Annotated in this window: 22 protein-coding genes; 16 read left to right on the forward strand and 6 right to left on the reverse strand. The window is 39.4% G+C overall.

What is annotated here, in order from left to right; translation table 11 throughout:
• The first annotated feature begins 118 nt into the window (after positions 1-118).
• From NG743_RS09775 to NG743_RS09840, 14 genes are all read left to right on the forward strand, one after another.
• Positions 119-295: a hypothetical protein gene (locus tag NG743_RS09775; protein ID WP_257121918.1), complete on the forward strand. Its 177-nt coding sequence runs from the start codon at positions 119-121 to the stop codon at positions 293-295.
• Positions 268-999: an ATP-binding protein gene (locus tag NG743_RS09780; protein ID WP_370566905.1), complete on the forward strand. Its 732-nt coding sequence runs from the start codon at positions 268-270 to the stop codon at positions 997-999. The genes NG743_RS09775 and NG743_RS09780 overlap by 28 nt, the downstream gene beginning before the upstream one ends.
• Positions 999-2,063 (forward strand): metal-dependent hydrolase, encoded by a 1,065-nt coding sequence (locus NG743_RS09785; protein WP_193963740.1) that lies wholly within the window; start codon positions 999-1,001, stop codon positions 2,061-2,063. The genes NG743_RS09780 and NG743_RS09785 overlap by 1 nt, the downstream gene beginning before the upstream one ends.
• Positions 2,064-2,081: 18 nt before the next feature.
• Complete coding sequence (locus NG743_RS09790; RefSeq protein WP_257121920.1) at positions 2,082-2,924, forward strand: pentapeptide repeat-containing protein; 843 nt, start codon at positions 2,082-2,084, stop codon at positions 2,922-2,924.
• 708 nt (positions 2,925-3,632) lie between these two features.
• Positions 3,633-3,830: a pentapeptide repeat-containing protein gene (locus tag NG743_RS09795; protein ID WP_027402632.1), complete on the forward strand. Its 198-nt coding sequence runs from the start codon at positions 3,633-3,635 to the stop codon at positions 3,828-3,830.
• A 354-nt stretch (positions 3,831-4,184) separates the two neighbouring features.
• Positions 4,185-4,463: a hypothetical protein gene (locus NG743_RS09800; RefSeq protein WP_027402633.1), complete on the forward strand. Its 279-nt coding sequence runs from the start codon at positions 4,185-4,187 to the stop codon at positions 4,461-4,463.
• Between the two features lie 210 nt (positions 4,464-4,673).
• Positions 4,674-4,988, forward strand: coding sequence for a helix-turn-helix domain-containing protein (locus NG743_RS09805; protein WP_027402634.1), 315 nt, complete (start codon positions 4,674-4,676; stop codon positions 4,986-4,988).
• Positions 4,978-5,523 carry a pentapeptide repeat-containing protein gene (locus NG743_RS09810; RefSeq protein WP_027402635.1) on the forward strand — a complete coding sequence of 182 codons (546 nt, stop codon included), beginning with the start codon at positions 4,978-4,980 and terminating at the stop codon, positions 5,521-5,523. The genes NG743_RS09805 and NG743_RS09810 overlap by 11 nt, the downstream gene beginning before the upstream one ends.
• 92 nt (positions 5,524-5,615) lie before the next feature.
• The gene (locus tag NG743_RS09815; RefSeq protein ID WP_236630580.1) at positions 5,616-5,810 is read left to right on the forward strand and encodes a hypothetical protein; all 195 of its coding nucleotides are present in this window, start codon (positions 5,616-5,618) and stop codon (positions 5,808-5,810) included.
• A 227-nt stretch (positions 5,811-6,037) separates the two neighbouring features.
• Positions 6,038-6,340, forward strand: a complete 303-nt coding sequence (locus tag NG743_RS09820; RefSeq protein ID WP_306459837.1) for a type II toxin-antitoxin system RelE/ParE family toxin — start codon at positions 6,038-6,040, stop codon at positions 6,338-6,340.
• Positions 6,333-6,659: a helix-turn-helix domain-containing protein gene (locus tag NG743_RS09825; RefSeq protein WP_027402638.1), complete on the forward strand. Its 327-nt coding sequence runs from the start codon at positions 6,333-6,335 to the stop codon at positions 6,657-6,659. The genes NG743_RS09820 and NG743_RS09825 overlap by 8 nt, the downstream gene beginning before the upstream one ends.
• A gap of 167 nt (positions 6,660-6,826) precedes the next feature.
• Positions 6,827-7,054 carry a helicase HerA domain-containing protein gene (locus NG743_RS09830; RefSeq protein WP_027402639.1) on the forward strand — a complete coding sequence of 76 codons (228 nt, stop codon included), beginning with the start codon at positions 6,827-6,829 and terminating at the stop codon, positions 7,052-7,054.
• A 559-nt stretch (positions 7,055-7,613) separates the two neighbouring features.
• On the forward strand, positions 7,614-8,207 hold the full coding sequence (locus NG743_RS09835) for a hypothetical protein (protein WP_257121921.1): 594 nt from the start codon (positions 7,614-7,616) through the stop codon (positions 8,205-8,207).
• 548 nt (positions 8,208-8,755) lie between these two features.
• Complete coding sequence (locus tag NG743_RS09840; protein WP_027402640.1) at positions 8,756-9,097, forward strand: hypothetical protein; 342 nt, start codon at positions 8,756-8,758, stop codon at positions 9,095-9,097.
• Positions 9,098-9,113: 16 nt separating this feature from the next.
• Here the strand turns inward: NG743_RS09840 and NG743_RS09845 are convergent, their stop codons facing one another.
• The 3 genes from NG743_RS09845 to NG743_RS09855 all read right to left on the reverse strand — a co-directional run bounded on the left by NG743_RS09845 (position 9,114) and on the right by NG743_RS09855 (position 11,685).
• Positions 9,114-9,779 (reverse strand): DUF2834 domain-containing protein, encoded by a 666-nt coding sequence (locus NG743_RS09845; protein ID WP_257121922.1) that lies wholly within the window; start codon positions 9,777-9,779, stop codon positions 9,114-9,116.
• Positions 9,780-9,792: 13 nt separating this feature from the next.
• A complete protein-coding gene (hrcA, locus tag NG743_RS09850; RefSeq protein WP_027402642.1) occupies positions 9,793-10,869 on the reverse strand; it encodes a heat-inducible transcriptional repressor HrcA in 1,077 nt (358 codons plus the stop codon).
• 456 nt (positions 10,870-11,325) lie between these two features.
• Positions 11,326-11,685 (reverse strand): rhodanese-like domain-containing protein, encoded by a 360-nt coding sequence (locus tag NG743_RS09855; RefSeq protein ID WP_027402643.1) that lies wholly within the window; start codon positions 11,683-11,685, stop codon positions 11,326-11,328.
• A 30-nt stretch (positions 11,686-11,715) separates the two neighbouring features.
• Here NG743_RS09855 and NG743_RS09860 point away from each other — a divergent pair, with 30 nt between their 5' ends.
• Positions 11,716-13,434: a DUF3352 domain-containing protein gene (locus tag NG743_RS09860; protein WP_257121923.1), complete on the forward strand. Its 1,719-nt coding sequence runs from the start codon at positions 11,716-11,718 to the stop codon at positions 13,432-13,434.
• 708 nt (positions 13,435-14,142) lie between these two features.
• Positions 14,143-14,895, forward strand: a complete 753-nt coding sequence (gene cysE, locus NG743_RS09865) for a serine O-acetyltransferase (RefSeq protein ID WP_027402645.1) — start codon at positions 14,143-14,145, stop codon at positions 14,893-14,895.
• A 234-nt stretch (positions 14,896-15,129) separates the two neighbouring features.
• Here the strand turns inward: cysE and NG743_RS09870 are convergent, their stop codons facing one another.
• The 3 genes from NG743_RS09870 to NG743_RS09880 form a co-directional block, all read right to left on the reverse strand.
• Positions 15,130-15,888, reverse strand: a complete 759-nt coding sequence (locus NG743_RS09870; RefSeq protein WP_257121924.1) for a nucleotide exchange factor GrpE — start codon at positions 15,886-15,888, stop codon at positions 15,130-15,132.
• Between the two features lie 201 nt (positions 15,889-16,089).
• The gene (locus NG743_RS09875; RefSeq protein WP_027402647.1) at positions 16,090-16,386 is read right to left on the reverse strand and encodes a J domain-containing protein; all 297 of its coding nucleotides are present in this window, start codon (positions 16,384-16,386) and stop codon (positions 16,090-16,092) included.
• 97 nt (positions 16,387-16,483) lie between these two features.
• The gene (locus tag NG743_RS09880) at positions 16,484-18,997 is read right to left on the reverse strand and encodes a tetratricopeptide repeat protein (protein ID WP_257121925.1); all 2,514 of its coding nucleotides are present in this window, start codon (positions 18,995-18,997) and stop codon (positions 16,484-16,486) included.
• Between the last annotated feature and the right edge of the window lie 307 nt (positions 18,998-19,304).

Below are 19,304 nucleotides of genomic sequence, written 5' to 3' on the forward strand. Positions count from 1 at the left end.
TCAATCCCCTGTCAATTATCTTGGCTGTAACTTCTGTGTTTCCTAAGTCATCCCCTGATGAGGGAGTAGGGGGAGTGGGGGGAGTGGGGGAGTGGGGGGAGTGGGGGGAGTTGGGGGAGTGGGGGGAGTTGGGGGAGTTGGGGAGGGATGTTTTGAGGTTGAGGAATTTCAAATTTATAGACAAGCGGAATTAAACCGCACTACAGCATCATTACTCGCTAATGGGGCAATTTTAATTGTCGGGGAAGAGGGAGTGGTAAGTCTGTACTGGGTAATGCCGTTGTTGAGAGATTAACTGACGATGGGTTTTTAGTGGCTTTTGTTGAACCGACAACACCTAAGCAAATGCTGTTAGAAATTGCCCAGCAGTTTGAACTTCCCACAGAAGACATCGAGGGGAAAAATCTGACTATGGATAAGCTTAAAAGAGCGATCTGCTTGCAGCAGCGCTTCGCTATCGCCCAATTCCTTTCAGAGAACACAGCATTTATTGTTCTCGATGACGCTCAAAACTGTGATATGAAATTTAGGATTTGGCTGAAACAGTTACGCCGTAAGGGTGTACCGATGCTTGTACTTGCTACAGACCCACCCCGTTCTGATATTTTCATAAACATTCCGAGAATCGAACTGAAACCTTTGCCAGAGAAGGCAATCAGACAAATTATGAAAAGCGCAGCGCAGGAAAGAGCGATCGCCCTAACGTCTGCCGATTTATCTAAACTTCAGGAACGCGCTGGGGGAAATCCCATGTTAGCTATTCGTGCCATCGAGGAGGAATATCTAGGGTTAGACATCGAGGGCGCGGATCACAGAAGATATTTTGACATCACCCCATTAATTTTAGTAGTGGGTGTAATCTTCGTGATTATGCGCTTTATCGGACTTGGTACTAATGACCAAGCACTATATATATTTGGTGGTATTGCTGCGGCTATATTCTTGGGACTTTCCCGATTGCTGTACAGTTTGCCTCAAGAGGAAAGGAGAATTAGGTAATGTTGGGAATATCTCACCTGTTAATTAGTGGGACTGCATCCAGTTTATTACTGCAAACTGCGGACCCGGTTTTGATTGCTGTTGGTGCGATCGCTGGTCTACTCCCAGATGTTGATGTTTCCACTTCTCCAGCAGGTAAGGTTTTTCCTTGGATTTCTGGATATTTTCAGGAAACAATGCCCCATAGAAGTATGACTCATTCCATAATTGCATCGGCTGTTGTGGCGATCGCCTCCTATGGACTATCAATATTTATTCCCCAATTTATTCCCATAGCATCAGCTTTAACGATTGGTTATACTTTCGGCTGGTTTGCTGATTGTTTCACTAGAGGCGGGGTAGAAATGTTCTGGCCTTCATCTGTACGTTGTGTTTGTCCTGGTAATCGGAATCTCAGGTTAAAGACTGGGAGTAATGCTGAATATTTTGTACTTTGTATATTGGTGGCGATTCCTACGGAGCGCTTCGCTATCGCATTATCAGCTTTTAGCATCAATAGTAAGGGAGGAATTTTAACTCAATTTAATCGCCTGATTGCTTCTACATCAGGGGTACAGGGTGTGTACAATAGTTCGGGAAGTACCCATAAAATTGTTGCCAATATTAAGGGAGTCAGGGCGGGCGATCGGTCAAAAGTTGATGGACAATTTCAGATTATTCAACCTAACGGGACTGGATTTATAGTTCTTGAACCTAAGACAAATAAATTATATAAAGCGGCAACTGATCCTGATAGTCAGATTGTGATTGAACAAATTACAGCAGATGTTTCTACACCTGCTATTACTACTATTGAATCGGTATTTGTGGAAGATCAGGTTATTGGGGAGGCGATAAGTAAATTTAACCGTACTAATACAAATGTATTCATTAGTGGTGATTTGTCAGTTGAGGATTTTGACACCTCAATTTTACCCCGTGACCCTTACCAATTTAAGTTTATAGACGCATCACCTAGTAATATTAAGTTAGAGGCTGCACCACTAAAAGTTGTGATGAAATCCTTGGGGGATGAATTCGCCAGTGGTAGTTTGCAAGTCCGGTCAATTGTCAGTAGTCAATAAGAGTAAGCCACAAAACAAATGATACCCCAGGATTTTTCTCATCAAAATCTCAGAGGACGTTCTTTCAAAGGTCAAAATCTTGAAGGTGCAAACTTTAGCCATGCTGATATCAGAGGTGCAGATTTTACCAATGCCTACCTGAAAGGTGCAAATTTTAGCCATGCCACCGCAGGTTTGCAAAAACGGTGGGTGGTTATTCTAACCTGTATTTCGTGGATCATTGCCGGAATTTCAGGACTTTTCTCAGCTTTTATTGGATTTTTTGTACGTATAATAGTTCAGAATCCGTTATTAGGCTGGACTGCCTTAATAGTAATAATTATTTTGGGCATCGTTATAATTCGTCAAGGATTAAATACAGCCTCCGCCGTAGCCGTAGCCGTAGCCGTAGCCGTAACCTTCGCCGGAGTCTTCGCCACATGCTTCGCCGCAGGCTTGGTGGCCCCAGGCTTAGTCTTAGCCGTAGCCGCAGCCGTAGCCGTAGCCGTAGCCGTAGCCGTAGCCGTAGCCGTAGCCGTAGCCGTAGCCGTAGCCGTAGCCGGAGCCGTAGCCGGAGCCGTAGCCGGAGCCGGAGCCGGAGCCGTAGCCGGAGCCGGAGCCGGAGCCGTAGCCGTAGCCGTAGCCGGAGCCGTAGCCGGAGCCGTAGCCGTAGCCGTAGCCGTAGCCGTAGTTTTATTCAGTGGCTACATTGCTTGGCGAGCGATGAAAGGAGATGAAAAATACTCTTTGATTCGGAACATAGCTATAGTCTTTGCAGCTATTGGTGGTACAAACTTTCGCAACGCTAATCTCACTGATGCTAATTTCATAGGAGCAACGCTAAAAAGTACGGATTTGAGCATTGGTGTCAACTTAACGTAAAACCCTTAATAAATAAGGAGGAGGACAAGAGCGATGTCAGTAAGGAAGCGATCGCTACGGCAGTGCGGTGATCGCAAGCAGTAAGTTAAGAAATAAACTGCGCGCTTTTGTTACCTCTTCCAGGATAATAGAAATATCAAAGTAAAAAGGCATTGAGCCGAGATCCTTGCTCAAACGGAAATAGAAGCTGAAAAAGCTTATCATATATAGCTTTCAGGTTTTGAGTATCTCTCGTTTTTTCCAAACATTAAGAAGGCTACAAGCAGACATATTTTAGTACATAGTTACTAATTAATGCAATCGGAACTCAAATACCAACTTATGAGTCAAAGTAGGTAATACCAGACAAAACAACATTGATTTTTCAGGGGGTCTGGTTATGAATACAAAGACACTCCAACCCACATTCAGCATGAGTAAATATACTCAAAATATTTTTCCCAGCAGGTTATTTTGTCAAAAAAAGAATTTCATAAAACAGCTAAAACCCAATCATAATAACCAGTTCATGCTTTTTGCTATCTAGGTCGGTATTCAATGAATTTAATCTCAAACCAACTAATTTATTGACATTATTCTCAATAAACTTGATTCGAGCTTTAAATATATCGGCGATGGCTCTAATATAGAATTGCGTGTCATTGTCTGAAAGCCTTGTTATCATTGGGCTATGGATAATTCCGAAAATTCAAAAAACACCTGCGGAATGTGGGTTTCAAAGGTCAAAATCTTGAAGGTGCAAACTTTAGCCATGCTGATATCAGGGGTGCAAATTTCACCAATGCCTACCTGAAAGGTGCAAATTTTAGCCATGCCACCGCAGGTTTACAAAAACGGTGGGTGGTTATTCTAACCTGTATTTCGTGGATTATTGCCGGAATTCAGGATTTTAATTCCTTAGCTTAACCCTTAGCTTAGGGAGGAGTCGAGGCAATGGCGGGGGGTCTAAGGAAGGGGCGGGGTTACTCCAGAGACAGTCCCTATTTTGGGAAAAAATAATTAAATAGCCTATATCCCTTATGGGATAAGAATTTCAGCTATTTCTGTTATAGCAATTTTTCTTACTGCGTCACACAATCGCGTCAACTAATCTTTCTTCTTATAAGAATTTTACCTGACGCTTTTGTAATATACTGATATCAGAATAAAATCTTTAAGATTAGTTTTTACTCGCACTCAGTTACATTGTATCCTATCGAGAATCATAATACCTTGCCTTTATACTGTAATAATTATTACATCATTTAAATATAGTCAACCATGCTTAAAAATCTAAATATAATTAGCGTAGCCAGTGGGATTGTGCTAGTAGCATTACAGTTTTTTTTCAGTAAGGGAGTATCGCAAGCCCAAAATGCTATCGAAGTTCAATTGAATAATAAATTAGTTCAAACACAAAAATACTCTGTAAGTAATCATAAATATATTTTTAATTCGTTTTTAGAAACTTTACCTATTCTTATGAAGGTTCAAAAAGACGAATTTGAAACTACCGATAAGTATAATAAAAGATTTCAACAAGCCCAGAAAATACATTGATAGTAGTGGTATTCCCGAAATTGGCAAACCCTTTGTTTCTAGTAATAAAGCTGGGCAAAACTTGAGAATCCGAGTTATCCTCAGTCCTGATAGCAAAGTGCGTTTATTTGAGGAAAGCCCAAGTTATCGTCAGTCCTGATAGCAAAGTGCGTTTATTTGAGGAAAGCCCAGAAGCGCACACTTACCACGAGGAGGATGATGGTGATGATGATGGACAAGACTAAGGATGCGATTAAAATTATCTACAAGATGACTCGTACTGATCCTCAACTTGAGGCAATGGTAGCGGTATCTACCATTAATGCAGAAGTGGCACAGTTAATATATGAAGCCAGAACCAAAGCTGGGTTAACGCAGAAACAGTTGGCGGAACTGATTGGCACAAAACAACCAGTAATTGCACGGCTAGAAGATGCTGACTATGAAGGACATTCTCTTTCCATGCTGCAAAAAATCGCTCATGCTCTTAATCAGCGGTTAGTAATTCATCTGACTCTTACGAAACAGCAATACTATGAATTCTGAAGAGTTTTTACAAAAATACGCTGAAGGACAAAGAAGATTTTTTGATATCAATCTTAAAAATGCTAATTTTGAGGGCATTAATCTTCACCATATTTATCTTAATAATGTGAATTTAGAAGGTGCAAACTTAAACGGTGCAAATTTTTCATGTTCTACTTGGAATAATGTCAATTTAAATTTAGCAACATTGGATAATTCTATTCTAATTAATGCTTCATTTGATAAAAGTGAATTAAATAAAGCTAGTTTTATAAATGCTAATATTGAAAATTGCAAATTTGAAGATACGTCAATGCTGGGAACAAATTTCAGTGAAGCAATTTTAATCAATGCTAGTTTCCGATACTGCCATTTAGGTGGAACTATATTTACAAAATCCAATTTAAGTAAAGCTGACTTTTCGGAAATTAAAATTTGGGAGATGAGAGTTTATTGGGATCGAATCAATATGAAAGAATTAGACAAATATATGTTAGAGAATGAAGAATTGTTGAATGAATTAAACAGTATTAATAATAAAAATCCGCACCACTGAGTTTCTTGGTATAAATATTTTTACCAAGTATTCGTGAATGATTTTTACAAGCAAAATGAAACACGCCTTTTACACTAATTGCATCGCCCCTGGTGGAATATGAGGAATTAGAAAAAGCTGTTACTCATCAGTGGATACTGAGTACAGCTAAGGTAAAAGAATTGATTGGTATTACCCCAAGGGTAGGTAAGGATGAAATGACCTTTGTATGGGGTAGCTTTACCTTCACCAAAGCGGGTAAGCTGGGTAATCAGATGGGGTGGTTGGTTAGTAAAACTTTAAATTGATTGCATTGTAATTAAATCTATGTATTAAGTTTGAAAAACGCTATTACTTTTTTGTGTGAATAGGTTTTTATCAAGCCATGATAAATTAATACAATATAATTACCTATTGACATAATAGGCTAGATTTAGCATATTAGACATTACATGACATAAATGAAAAACCTCTCAAATGGGTTGCAAGCGCACTTGACGATTTAAAGGAGTTTCCTGAAGATGTACAAGACGTAATGGGTTACGCTCTTGACTTAGCGCAACACGGTCAAAAACACCCTGACGCGAAACCTTTAAAGGGTTTTCCAGAATCGGGTGTTGTGGAAATTGTAGATGATTTTGATGGGGATACATATAGAGCAATTTACACCGTTAAATTTAAAGGTGTTATTTACTTGTTACATTCTTTTCAGAAGAAGTCAAAACATGGTATTGCTACACCACAACAAGATATAGATTTGGTAAGAAAAAGACTGAAAACTGCTGAATTAGATTACTTACAAGAAACTGCTCAAAAAAATGGAGTAAAAAATGGATAGTGAAAATAGAATTACTGTTAGCAGTGGAAATGTATTTGCTGATTTGGGTTTAGCTAATTCTGAAGAAAGATTATTGAAAGCTGAACTAGCACGTAAAATCAGTGAAATTATCAATAGTCAAAAATTAACACAAGTTCAAGCTGCTGAAATTTTAGGAATAGATCAACCAAAGGTTTCTCTGCTAATTAGAGGTAGACTAAGTGGCTTTTCAACCGATAGATTGATGGCTTATCTTAACAAATTAGGTAGTGATGTAGAAATTACAGTTAAACCTAAACCTGAAAATCACAAATTTGCCCGTACAACTGTAGTTTGCTAACTATACCCTATCTAGTCTTGTTTTAATTCAATCCGTACATTTTCCGAAGTAGAAAAGTCGGTAAATGGAGGTTTAACGTCAAAAAAGCTATAGGATAGATGTAATATAAAGTTTCTATACCACTAAAACTTTTAAATCTAAACACACAAGCTTTAAAACCAATTAACATGAAGCCATTACCACAAGGTAAGCCAATTGAGAAAGAAAAATCGCACTCTGGCATATTCTTAGGGGATAAATGTTATTGGAATCCTGCTAGTTTACCAAATGGTCATGTCGCCATTATTGGAACGTCGGGAAGTGGTAAAACTCAAACATTGAAAGCGATCGCCTATGAATTACCTAAATTATTTCCCACTATAAAGAATATTATTATTGATTATCATGGGGACTAACAGTTACCGAATGAAGTTTGTTATCCCTTAGATATGGAATCTCCTTTTGGCATTAACCCTTTAACAATTGATTTAGATACTAAGAGGTTGTTTGAAAAGTATCAGATAAAACCCATAATCTCCAAAAACCTAACCCCCCTACCCCCCTTCCCTACCCCTCCCTGACCCTCCCCTTGTAGGCTACGGTGTACACACAAGTAAGAAATTGTTTGTTGGTTGCCATAAAACCCCACCCCTAGCCCCTCCCCGCAAGCGAGGAGGGGGACTGGATTGAGAATACATCCTTTGTTATGGCTGAAAACCTAGTGTAAGGAAGGATGTGTGTACACCGTAGCCCCTTGTAGGGGAGGGAAGCGGAAAAACTTTTGTTAGTTGGAATGGGGTTTTTAAAGCCTCTCCCCGCACCTCTCCCTAACCCTCTCCTAAAAGGAGAGGGAAAAGGAATAACATTTAATACTGGAGAGGTTTACCAGAGGGGTCAATTTATACATTTAAAACTTTTCAAACATCCTCTAAGGGTGGTGGACCAGCACTGCAAGGAATAGCAGTTGCGGCAATATTGCGTAAAGCTTTGACAATGGGAGCAAATCAAGAGGGATTAATTATAGAAATATTAAGTCAGTGCTATAAACAAAAGGGTATTACTCAGGAAAGTGTAAGCACCTGGACTAATAAACCACCAACTTTTCAAGACTTACAAAATGAGATTACAGCAAGAATAGAGAATGGATGTAGAGAATCTTCTAAATTAGCTTTAAAATTAGCAGCAATGTTTGAATATGGGATATTTAATAAACCACAACCTAATTTAAAATTACCCGTCGTTAGATTTGATTTGTCAGCACTTGGTAAAGTTCCTGGGTTGAGCGCGATGCCTTCGGCGAGCGCAGCTATCGCCGCAGAAACACTGTTAAAACAATTATTAGATTCACATGAATTGCAAGGTAAAATTAAAGATAAAATTCCATTATCTTACGTAATTATTGATGAATGTAAAGAGGTTAAATCATCAGAAACTTTGGCGAGAATATCAGCAGAAGCTCGTAAATGTTGTTCCTCAATTTTTTGGGAGGCGATCGCTAATGATGCCCCAGCCTTGTCAAACTCAGTGCGGTGTTCTCGATTATCAATAGTTATACGCAACACGGCTTAATTATTTGATTCTCTGGGTAGGGGTAAAGCAAGAGCTTAATGGTGTCAACTTAACGTAAAACCCATAACCCAACTGGGAATGATAGCGTAGGGTGAGTGTGGAAGCCATATTCCCAGTCTCATAGCAGAAGTTGTCTTTTGATGACTAAATAACCCAGAAGTTTTTGAGTAAACTTTAGTTTACTTTGGTTATTAGCCCTGAAATCAATACTTGTCGGTTAAGGAAATGTAGGTTGGGTTGAGTGATAGCGAAACCGAACAAAATCCTTGATAATGTTGGGTTTCGTTCCATTGCTCCGCAACGCTGACGCGAACAACTCAACCTACCATATAATGAATTTTCAGGCTTGACCGAGCAGTATTAGCCCTGAAATATGGCTAACGCCACGCTATGCTATCATTTCAGGGTGAGTGTGGAAGCCAACAAATAAGCCACCTGTAGCTTAAGTTGACACCAATGAAGCTCTTGCTTTACCCCTACAAATCTAGGGTTTTCGTGATTTTATAAAAGTCTATGTCCTAACTGTTTTGAGTGTAATCAGGGTAATTATGCGCTTTTTAATGAGAATTGCCGGCTTTGGTTTGCTGATTTTAGGTATTTACTTAGTTGGGAAAAATATATTTTTTACAACCAATGTCTATCCTTACTGGTGGCGAGGAATTGCCGCTGATATTTCAGTGTTAGCACTAACATTAGGTGTATTGATGCTAGTTTTTTTCTCAGAAAGTATGAAAAATCTGGGATGGGTTGCTATTTCTGTGGGTATTATGGCGGTATTTATTAGTAGTCGTGCAATTCTTAGTCCTACCAGTTTATGGCAATTTTTTCTCTCCTTAATTTGTATTACATCGGGTTATAAAATGTTCACAACTGGATACTCACCTTTTTGATTTTATTGTTTAGGAGTTAGATGATTATAGGCTTCTCAACTCCTATTTTATTTTCTATCTCTACAGGTGGACGGACACACAAATAAATCAAAGCTCCAAATAAAGGCATTACAAATAACCAAAATAATTGATTATCTTTCCAACCTCGTCGCGCCATATCATCTCCTAGTAATGTGGGAAACAATAGACTCAACATCACAAAATCTAAACTCATCACATGAATAAATCGGCTACTTTGCCACTGTTGGACAAAATTACCCCAATCGCCTTGTAAACCAGATGCGAATAAAACCGCCGTTCCTATAGTTAATAAAATTCCTAAAATGCGAGAATCTAGGATTTTCAGAAATAAATTTTTTTCACCAATAAACTTTTGATTGGGTTGTCTTAAAGCCAAATAGGGTAAAAGTGCAAAAGCACCTAATGCAAAAGCACCACTAGCGAAAGGCCAAGCTGGGATTTTTTGACCTCTACCATCAAAAAAGACGACTGCACTATATATAAAAGGCCAAATCCCCATGATATTAAATAAAGATATAATCAGAGGATTAATGCCTTGCCAATTGCCTGTGGAGAGATTTTTGATTAACTCAAAAGTATCAGGTTGTTCGGGAGGAGCAAAGAAAAAGGCATAGGAAACAAATCCTAGCCATAATAGACCAAAAGTGATTTTTCTCAACATGAATTTATGGAAATTAACTAAAAGCTTCCGAGAGATAATCTGCTGCTGCTGCAACTACAGCGATCGCACTCTCATAGTCTAACCTAGTTGGACCCAAAACTCCCACACTTCCTACTGGCACAGAACCCCGCCGATAAATAGCAGAAATCAAAGTACAAGTCCGAATAGGTTCAAGAGGATTTTCTGTGCCAATTCGCACTGTTACCTTAGACTTATTCATATCGTGCATTTCTGCTTCTTCACAAATTAAATGCCAAAGTTGGTCTTGTTCCTCTTCCAATAATTGCATAATTGTCTGTACCTGCTGTACCTGAGAAAACTCAGGTTGTCGTAAAACCTCTCCAATCCCGCGCACCATAATTTGTGTAGTTGTTGGTGCTAGAGCGCGATGAGTCAATTCTACCAAAGAACTTTTTAATAATTCACCATAAACTCTAAACTCCTGATCCAATTTACTCCAATCAAGATAGCCTATTTCTAATAAACTCTGTCCTCTTAAATGAGTATTCAAAAAGTTAGAAACAATCTGCAATTGATGATCAATTACCTCCGCTTCTGGTTTACTTTCTGGATTATGTAAAAATAAATCCATCACCTTAGAATGGGTTTCATAACTATCTGTCACCACAATTAACATAATTCGCTCTGATTCAATTTGCACCAGTTGCAAATGTCGTAACTTTGCGGTTGTGGGTTGCGGCATAGTAATTAAAGTAATACAGCCGCTTAATGTTGCTAAAATTTGGGCAGCGCCTTGTAATAAGGCCTCCAAACTACAATCTTCCCAATGCAGATGTTTTTGTAATACGGTTTCTACCTCTTTTGCTAAAGTTTCTGATGGTTTAATTAATTGATCAACGTAAATACGATAACCAGAATCAGAAGGAATTCTACCCGCAGAGGTATGTGGTTGATAAAGTAACCCTGATTTTTCCAAAACACCCATCACACTGCGAATCGTAGCCGAGCTAACACCCAGATCGAATCCTTCAATTAGAGCTTTAGAGCCAACAGGTTCTGCTGTGGTAATATAGTGACGTACAGTTGCATAAAGTATATTCTGTTGCCGATTAGTCAGATGAACTTGCATAAGTGATTTTTCTACTGAAGGCAAATCTTAATCAAAATTGGAAAAAAATGCGGTTTTCACCGCAAAAACGGAAAAAAGAATTAATTATTAATTAAAGTAAGATAGCAGATTATATACTTATATTGTATTAATTGAACACAAAATTTACTTTCAGCATTTATTTGCTGCATTTGTTATTACTACATAGCTGAAATCCAAAAAGAAGATGAATTTCTCTCTGTTTCAGTATTATCTCATAGTCTATCAACCTAAGTTGTGGTTTTAGTCACAAAATATTATTTTCTATTGATCAAAATTTTGACCGCGCCAGTAGAGGGTAGGGGTGGAAATATCTTGTTGATTCCTTCTGAATTCTGGGCGCAGACCCTGCGCCCCTACGCGGAAGGGATACGATGATGAAATTTTTTGTTGATTCCTTCTGAATTTTGGGCGCAGACCCTGCGCCCCTACTGTTCCCTAATATTGCGGCACGGAAGGATCAACTAAAATCGAATAAGCGGAAATGCCACCCGTAATATTTTTAACATTTGTAAATCCTTGAGTAACTAACCACTGGCACATCTGAGCGGAACGGATACCATGATGACAGAGAACCAGAGTTTCTGCATGGACATCAAAGCGAACAGGGACTTGTTGATTCCATTGCTCATATTCACTTAAAGGAAGATTGACAAAACCATCTAGCCGTGATATGGCAATTTCCTGGGGTTCACGTACATCTATTAACTGAAGGGGTTCTTCATTATTTTCAAGCCGTTTGGCTAGTTCCTCAACAGTAATTTCGGAAAAGGGTTGATCAAATGATGTATTTGTCATGCAGTTTTTCTAAAAAATCCTATACTATTCATGTTTGCAGAAAAGCTAGAAAATATAAAGAATGTGAACAGTCAACACTTAACAAAAAATATTAAACTTGGTTTCCTTATAGCTGGCATAATTACGCTTGTACTAGTTTGTTTAGCTAAATTCTCCTGGTTTGCGGAAAAAAGTCCAGTTAGTCTTGTAGTTCACAACTCTCAACCCGCTGCGGCTATATTTGTCTCCAAGTCCTCACCAGCAATGGTTTCATTATTGATCAATCCCGACGGGTTACAGAAAATAGCACCAAAAGGAGAATTTTCTCAACTCAAAAATCGTCTACTGGCAAAAAGTAATATAGATTATCAAGATGATATTAAACCCTGGTTGGGTGATGAAATTACCCTAGCTGTAACTACTATAGATATAGACCGTGATCCAGAGAACGGACTACAGACTGGGTATTTAATGGCACTTGCCACTGCAAAACCAGAGAAAAGCCGTGAGTTTTTGGAGTTGTTATTTTCTCAACGGGCTTTTAGTGGGACTAATTTAGGAATTGAACGTTACAAAGGTGTCAAGGTTATTTATGATAATACTGAATATTCATCAGGGGTAAATATCCAAAATCCAAAATCCAAAATCCAAAATGATTTAGCTGGTGCGGTTGTTAATAATTTTGTTTTGCTGGCTAATCATCCTCAAGTGATCAAGGAAGCAATTAATAATTTACAAGCTCCAGATTTAAACTTAATTAGTTCTCTAGAATATCAAAAAGCTACTCAACAAATCTCTAAAAATGCTGTAGCTATAACTTTCTTAAATTTACCGGAAGTTGGTAAATGGCAAGGGTTAGAATTAGCAGAATCAATTTATAATAGCCAAATTCTCTCTTTCGTTTTCAACTCCCAAGGGTTGCTCACAGAAAGTACATTTTTCACAAATTCCCAGATTTTACCTTCATATTTACCACTATCTCAACCTGTGGGAGCATTACAGTATATTCCAAAATCAACAGCTTTAGCGATCGCCGGCACAAATTTGAGTAAATTAGATAATAGCGATGTAGCAAAACTGTGGAAGCAAGTAACAGCAAGCATTTACGGTTCTAGTCAAGATGGTACGGCTCGATTACTACAGCCCCTAGCAACAATCCAAGACCATTGGAATTTAAACTTTAGCGCAGATATTTTCAATTGGGTAACGGGAGAATACGCTTTAGCTTTATTACCCAATGCGGAAAATACAACCCCTAATTGGTTATTTGTCAGCGAAAAAACCCCAGAATTAGCAGCAGGAATCACACATTTAAATAATATTGCCAGTAGAAGTGGCTTTAATGTTAGTTCCCTAACTTTAGATCAACAAAAAATATCAGCTTGGACAAAAATTACAGCCACAAGTAAAAATAACACATCTATTGATGTTGACACAAAAGTTAAAGGAGTGCATACAACCTTAGATAACTATGAAATTTTCAGTTCCGACTTAAAAACCCTGAAAACTGTTTTGAGTCAAAAGCAAAAATCTCTCCTAGAAAATCCTCAATTTCAAAACAGTATTGCGACAATTCCCCAACCCAATCAAGGGTATATTTATTTAGACTGGGAAAATAGTCAAGATATTCTCAAACGTCAACTACCTTTGCTTAAACTTGTAGAAGTGTTAGGTAAGCCACTTTTTGATAATTTAAAATCCCTGACAGTTAGCAGTTATAGCAGCGAACCAGGAACAATTAAAGGCGGAGTATTCTGGCAACTGCATTAAATGTCAGAATCAGGATATCCACCGATTAAAGGATAGACAGGATGAATAGCAATACAGTTCAGTTAAGAAAACATAGGTTGGGTTGAGCGATATTTTGCGTAATTCTTATAAAAATAAGGATTTTATGACCAATCAGCAAGCCCTAATTAGGGCTTGCTGATAGCGTGGCGTTAGCCATATAAACCTAAAACCATCTAATAACAAAGGGTTTCGCGGATTTTTACCACAAAAAAGTGCCAGGTTTTGGCTAATGGTGTCTCAAAATAGGTGCAAGGTTTTTGAGAGGATGTTTGAAAAGTATCAGAGTTAATCGAGATCCCCCCAACCCCCCTTACAAAAGGGGGCTAAATTCCTCAAAGTCCCCCTTTCCAAGGGGGATTTAGGGGGATCTGCTGTCGCCTCCCTTCAATAGACATCTCCGAAAATTAAATGTGCGTCGTTTGAAACCCTTGTAGAGACGTTCCATGGAACGTCTCTACAATCTTTACCGGGGAAGTCTAATAGAAAACTTATTCAGCAAACCCTAAGTAGGTGAACACAATAAAACCAAACTGTGTAAAGAAACGTAAAATCGCCCAAACCCTCTTCACTCTTGCCTCTTGCATGAGTGCCTTGCCATAACGAAAATTTTCAACGCCAACCTACTTAATTACCAAGTCACGATAATATGGGAGAGTAGCTTGTTGTGCTATCAAGGGTACTATCTCAATGTTCTCTAGACTCCGTGCCGATTTTCGCATTATCTTTGAACGTGACCCCGCAGCCCGGAATTGGTTGGAGGTTTTGTTTTGTTATCCAGGTTTGCAAGCCCTAGTGTTTCACCGCTTTGCACACTGGTTGCGTCGTCTTGGTCTTCCCTTTTTCCCCCGCTTGATTTCTCACATTGCCCGGTTTTTAACAGGTGTAGAAATTCATCCAGGGGCTACAATTGGTAAAGGCGTATTTATTGATCACGGAATGGGAGTAGTAATTGGGGAAACAGCAATTATCGGCAACTACGCGCTGATTTATCAAGGTGTTACCTTGGGGGGAACAGGTAAAGAAAGCGGTAAACGTCACCCCACATTAGGGGAAAATGTCGTGGTTGGTGCAGGTGCAAAGGTTTTAGGAAATATTGAAATTGGTGATAATGTCCGCATTGGTGCCGGTTCGGTGGTATTGAGAGACGTACCATCTAGTTGTACCGTTGTCGGTGTCCCTGGACGGATTATTTATCGTTCTGGAGTCCGGGTTGCACCATTAGAACACAGCAATTTGCCAGATTCAGAAGCCCAAGTAATTCGCACTTTAGTTGACCGCATTGAAGCGTTAGAAGAACAAATTCAAGCTTTGCAAACTCCCGCAAAAACTCCGGTTTTAGTTGGTAAATTCCTTCCAGAAGATGAATTACCAAAAGAACACAATTTTTGTAATATCAGAGATAAACAAATTCAAGAATTCTTTGATGGTGCAGGAATCTAGTACCGCAAGGCGGAAGTCAAAAGTCAAAAGTCAAAAGTCAAAATGAAGACAGCATAGGCTTTTGGAGGATTTAGAATGGTTGGTTTATTTACGCCGTTTTGTACTAGTAGTCTGTCAATCCGAAAATGACGGGTGAAGGCAAGCAGGGGGAGAAAAGAGGCACCGGGGCAGAGGAGTTAGGCGATCGCATCAACAGTCTGTCCTCTAAAGGCGATCGCTTAACCGGGTACTCCTCTATTTTTGTGTTGATACAATCACCTGTGCTTCTCTTAAGACTCTATCGCCCCATAAATAACCCCGGATTACTTCCTGAATCACCGTATTTTCTGCGACATCTGCCCTTGATTTACGTCCTACAGCATACATTGTCTGGGAGTCAAAAGGTTTACCCTGGGCGACAATAGGAACAATACGGCGTTGTTTGAGTATTTCTAAAAGCGATCGCCTAATTAACTCCACTCCCTGTTGATTGCTGGTGAAAATTTCCGTTAATGATTCTGACATTGGTAACTTTTCTGGCTCACTGAATTCAGTATAATTACCATTAATCCAATCCAATAACTTTTCCCAGAAGCCTTTTTTTATTAGTGGTTTTGAGTTTGAGGTAGTAGATAATGCTTCTAGTTCTTCTTGCCAGTAAGTACAAGCCTGATCTAAAGCATCCACAATACCTAGCAAATCTTTGAGGAGTTTCTCCTGCTGCTGTTCAAATTTTCCCGATGCCTGTTTTTGAATTTCTTCCAAACGTATTGGTATCTGTTCTTGCTCTGTCCGAATTACCGCCAATGCTTGTACCAGAGCATCTTGGGTAGAATGCAATAATTTACCCTGTTGCTTAACTTCATGACGGAGAGCAGTCCACTCGGACACCATTTGATAAGGATCAAAGGCATGAGCAGATGATGGTGGTTCACCTAAATATTCAGGGGGTAGTTGTTCTGATTGTAAATAATCTAGAAAATTGGCAAATAAAGCTTCTTTGTCAGTTGTCATTGGTGATTGGTAATTGGTAATTGGTAATTGGTAATTGGTAATTGGTAATTGGTAATTGGTAAAAATCTGTTCCCTGTTCCCTGTTCCCTGTTCCCTGTTCCCTGTTCCCTGTTCCCTGTTCCCTGTTCCCTGTTCCCTGTTCCCTGTTCCCTGTTCCCTGTTCCCTGTTCCCTGTTCCCTGTTCCCTGTTATATGAATTATTTAAAATGTGGCACGAATTAGATCATCTAAGCTAACTTCTAGTTGCGCCAGGGATTTTTCTCGCAACTGTTTTAATATCTCTGGATTCAATTCTGCTTCTAGGGGACGCAATTTCAAGAACTCCTCCGATTGACTTGTCTCTCCTTTGCGAAGTGCCTCGTAAGCTCCTCGAATTGCTTTAAACTCTTCTGGATAAGTATGCGCGGGGAATTCACGTAATTTGGCATGATAAGCCGCTTTAATTTGGGCGCTGGTTGCTCCTGGTGAAATTCCTAAACGTTCGTAGTAGTCAGCCATAAATAATTTCCCATTAAGATGACATCAATTAAACTATCAGTCTTCATCTGCGTTTATCTGCGTTTATCTGCGTTCAATTACTCTTGATATTTTACTTTTACAACAATTCCTGAAAACCCGCTTTTTTTCTACCCTTGCGTTTTTTAGATGGAGATGAATTTCTAAAGATAAAGTCTAAATCTATTCCATCTTCTTCGTCTTCATCATCTTCATCATCTTCATCACCTGAGAAATCAGGCATATTGTTTAACATCATTTTTTTGAGTTCTGGAAGCACCCGTTCAAACTCCGCTGGAGACATTTTATTGCCAAATAATTTTTTAATCATCCCTTCTAATAAGTCATTCATATCTGACATATCGAGATTGTCAAATTCATCTGTATCTGGCATAGCACTCTGAGTTTCTCTATCATTAACAAATGCCTGTTCTTCTCGAAATGCTTGTAAGGCTTTGGCATCTTGTAGGCGACGGGCTAATTCAAATCCCTGTTGTTTTAATTGTTCATAGTTTGGGTGATCAACGTGGTAGGTAGTGGCTCTAGCTAATAGCAATAAAGGGTTTTGTGGTTCTCGACGGAGTGCTTCATCTAGGAACGGTACAAGGGTTGTAATTTCGCCAAAACGGCGGGCTTGAAGTTGAATATTTGCCAGAGCGCTACCTGGCTGGGGCATGGTGTCGAGATAGAAACGCACGGGAAGTTCTAGTTTTTTGGGACTATTTTCTTTAACGGCTAAGATAACTAAATTGGCAACTCTAGCTTCTGGGTATTCTATGGATAGGTTGATTAACTTTTGCTGATACTGACTTAGTAAAGCAGCGATGCCTTTTTCCCGTTTGGCAAAGAGTTGAATCGAAAGGGCGATCGCTTGCAATACGGAAATTTGTTCTTCACCTGCTAATCTTTGGAGGAGATTGTCCCATGCTTCGACTGCGGCTTTTTGGTCTAATGAAACCCGACCACCGGAATTGGGCGGACTTTGGACTGCATTCACGAATATTTGACAGGCACGGATAGGCGGATTTGTGGGATCTTCTGTCTTCACAAAACGGCTAAATAAGGGATAACTTAACGTAGAGAGCGCATCTACCCAAGGCAATGTTTCTACTTCAAGTTCAAGATTCAAGTCGCCAAAATGCTTACCAAATTTGCGTCGAGCTTCATTGAATGCTTGTTTGTTATCTAGTATCTTCCAACAGTGCAGCAACATTATATAAACTTCTTCATACCGACATCCATTTTCTAATGCTTGGGTCAAGAGTGCGATCGCTTCATCATAATTTTCGTCTCCTGCTTCAATTAATCCCTTACGTCCCAGCACTTCTGGTGATGTGGGACAGATTCGTTCTGCTTGTTGCACAGATCCCAAAGCAGCCCGATCACGATCTATTGCTATGTAAGCATCTGCCATCCAGCAGTGGAGATGTGCTTGGGTCAGTTTCAATCTTTGTGCAGGCCATTCTTGAGGGTTTCGTTTTGCTTCCTGTTCTAACCACTTCAAAAACCGTGTCAACAGGCGTGAACGTTCTTGATCATGATCATTAGCATCGAAAACTTCTAAGAGATTGATTGCCAATTGGGGGTTAAAGGGTTGCTCTGTCAACAAAGGCTGCCAGAATAGTTCAGCACAACTTGGTTCTTCTTGATTCAGTGCTTGTTGTCCGGCTAGGGTAAGTAGCAGTGGACGGAGACTTTCTAGTTCTGGAAAGCGTGGGGAACGTCGCTCCATCTTCAATAGCAGATGGGCGGCATCATGGTGATTACCTTGGTCAATCAGTTGCAACATTCGCAATATCGCTAATGCCTGTTGGCTGTTTTTATCTACTGTTGTTCGTGAATTTATAAATTGGAAGGGTTTTTGTTCTGTTCTTCCATGTTGAAAAATCGCCAATCGCTCTAAAATTGGATGCTCCAAATACTTTGGTTGACCATATGAAAGTGATTTCAGCCCCAAAAGACTGGCCGCAGCATCCCAATTACCACTGACTTGTTGAGTATAAACAATCCAAGCTATGGGCAAATCTCCATTGGTGACGGCTCGCTTAATTTTCTGAAAAGATGTTAAAGCTGTTTCTGGTTGACCATTTTTGAGTGCCAGAACACCTCGTACCCAGTGGAGTTGATTAGCACTAAAGCGTTTAGATTGTTCCTGAATTAATTGCTCAACTGTAGCGGTATCTCCTTTGAGGAACAAGAGTTTTAGGTAAGAGATGCTGTAGTCTTTCGGTAGAGTACCTGCCTCAAAAGCATTTCTAAGTAATTTTAATGCCGCATCTAATTGCTTCAATTCCAATAAACATTTAGCTTGCCAGTAATGAACTTCTCCCACCAAACCAAATTCTAGAGCGCGAGCAAAGGATTTTTCTGCCTGTTTAAAATCTTGTTTCTGAAATTCTTGCTGACCCCGTAGCAACCAAATTTCTGATTCTGGGGGTGTAAATTCAATATTAGGGTGTAATCGCTGATTTTTCTTGATTTCTTCTAATGCTTGCCGATATTTTTTTTGGTTCAGCAATTCTTGCAGTTGCTTCTGGAAGGAGTTTTCCGCAACTTTTGTCTCTGTGCTAGAGACCTGTGGTTGTGAGTGCTGTTTAGACTGATGTTTAGCCACTGGGCTTTCTTCCTAATTGTTGTTTGATTGCTTGATTACTCTTGCAAGCCTAGTCCCTTTAGGGCTGGGTTACTGACAGTTAAGGGCGGCTCCAACTACTTTCTTAATTTCTATATTAGTAGGCAGTTCGCATTAATGTTACAGGGATTTGTAACATTTGGCTCTTGAGTACATAATATGCAAAATCTGAACAAAGAAATCTCATTAGCGATATTTTTGAATATTATGGCAAAATTTTGGCTCTTTGCCCTGTTAAGAGTTCCCCGTTAGGAGTTCCCTATTACCGACTGGTAACTTAGGATAATAA

Source organism: Dolichospermum heterosporum TAC447, from assembly GCF_024584745.1.
Classification (GTDB): Bacteria; Cyanobacteriota; Cyanobacteriia; order Cyanobacteriales; family Nostocaceae; genus Dolichospermum; species Dolichospermum heterosporum.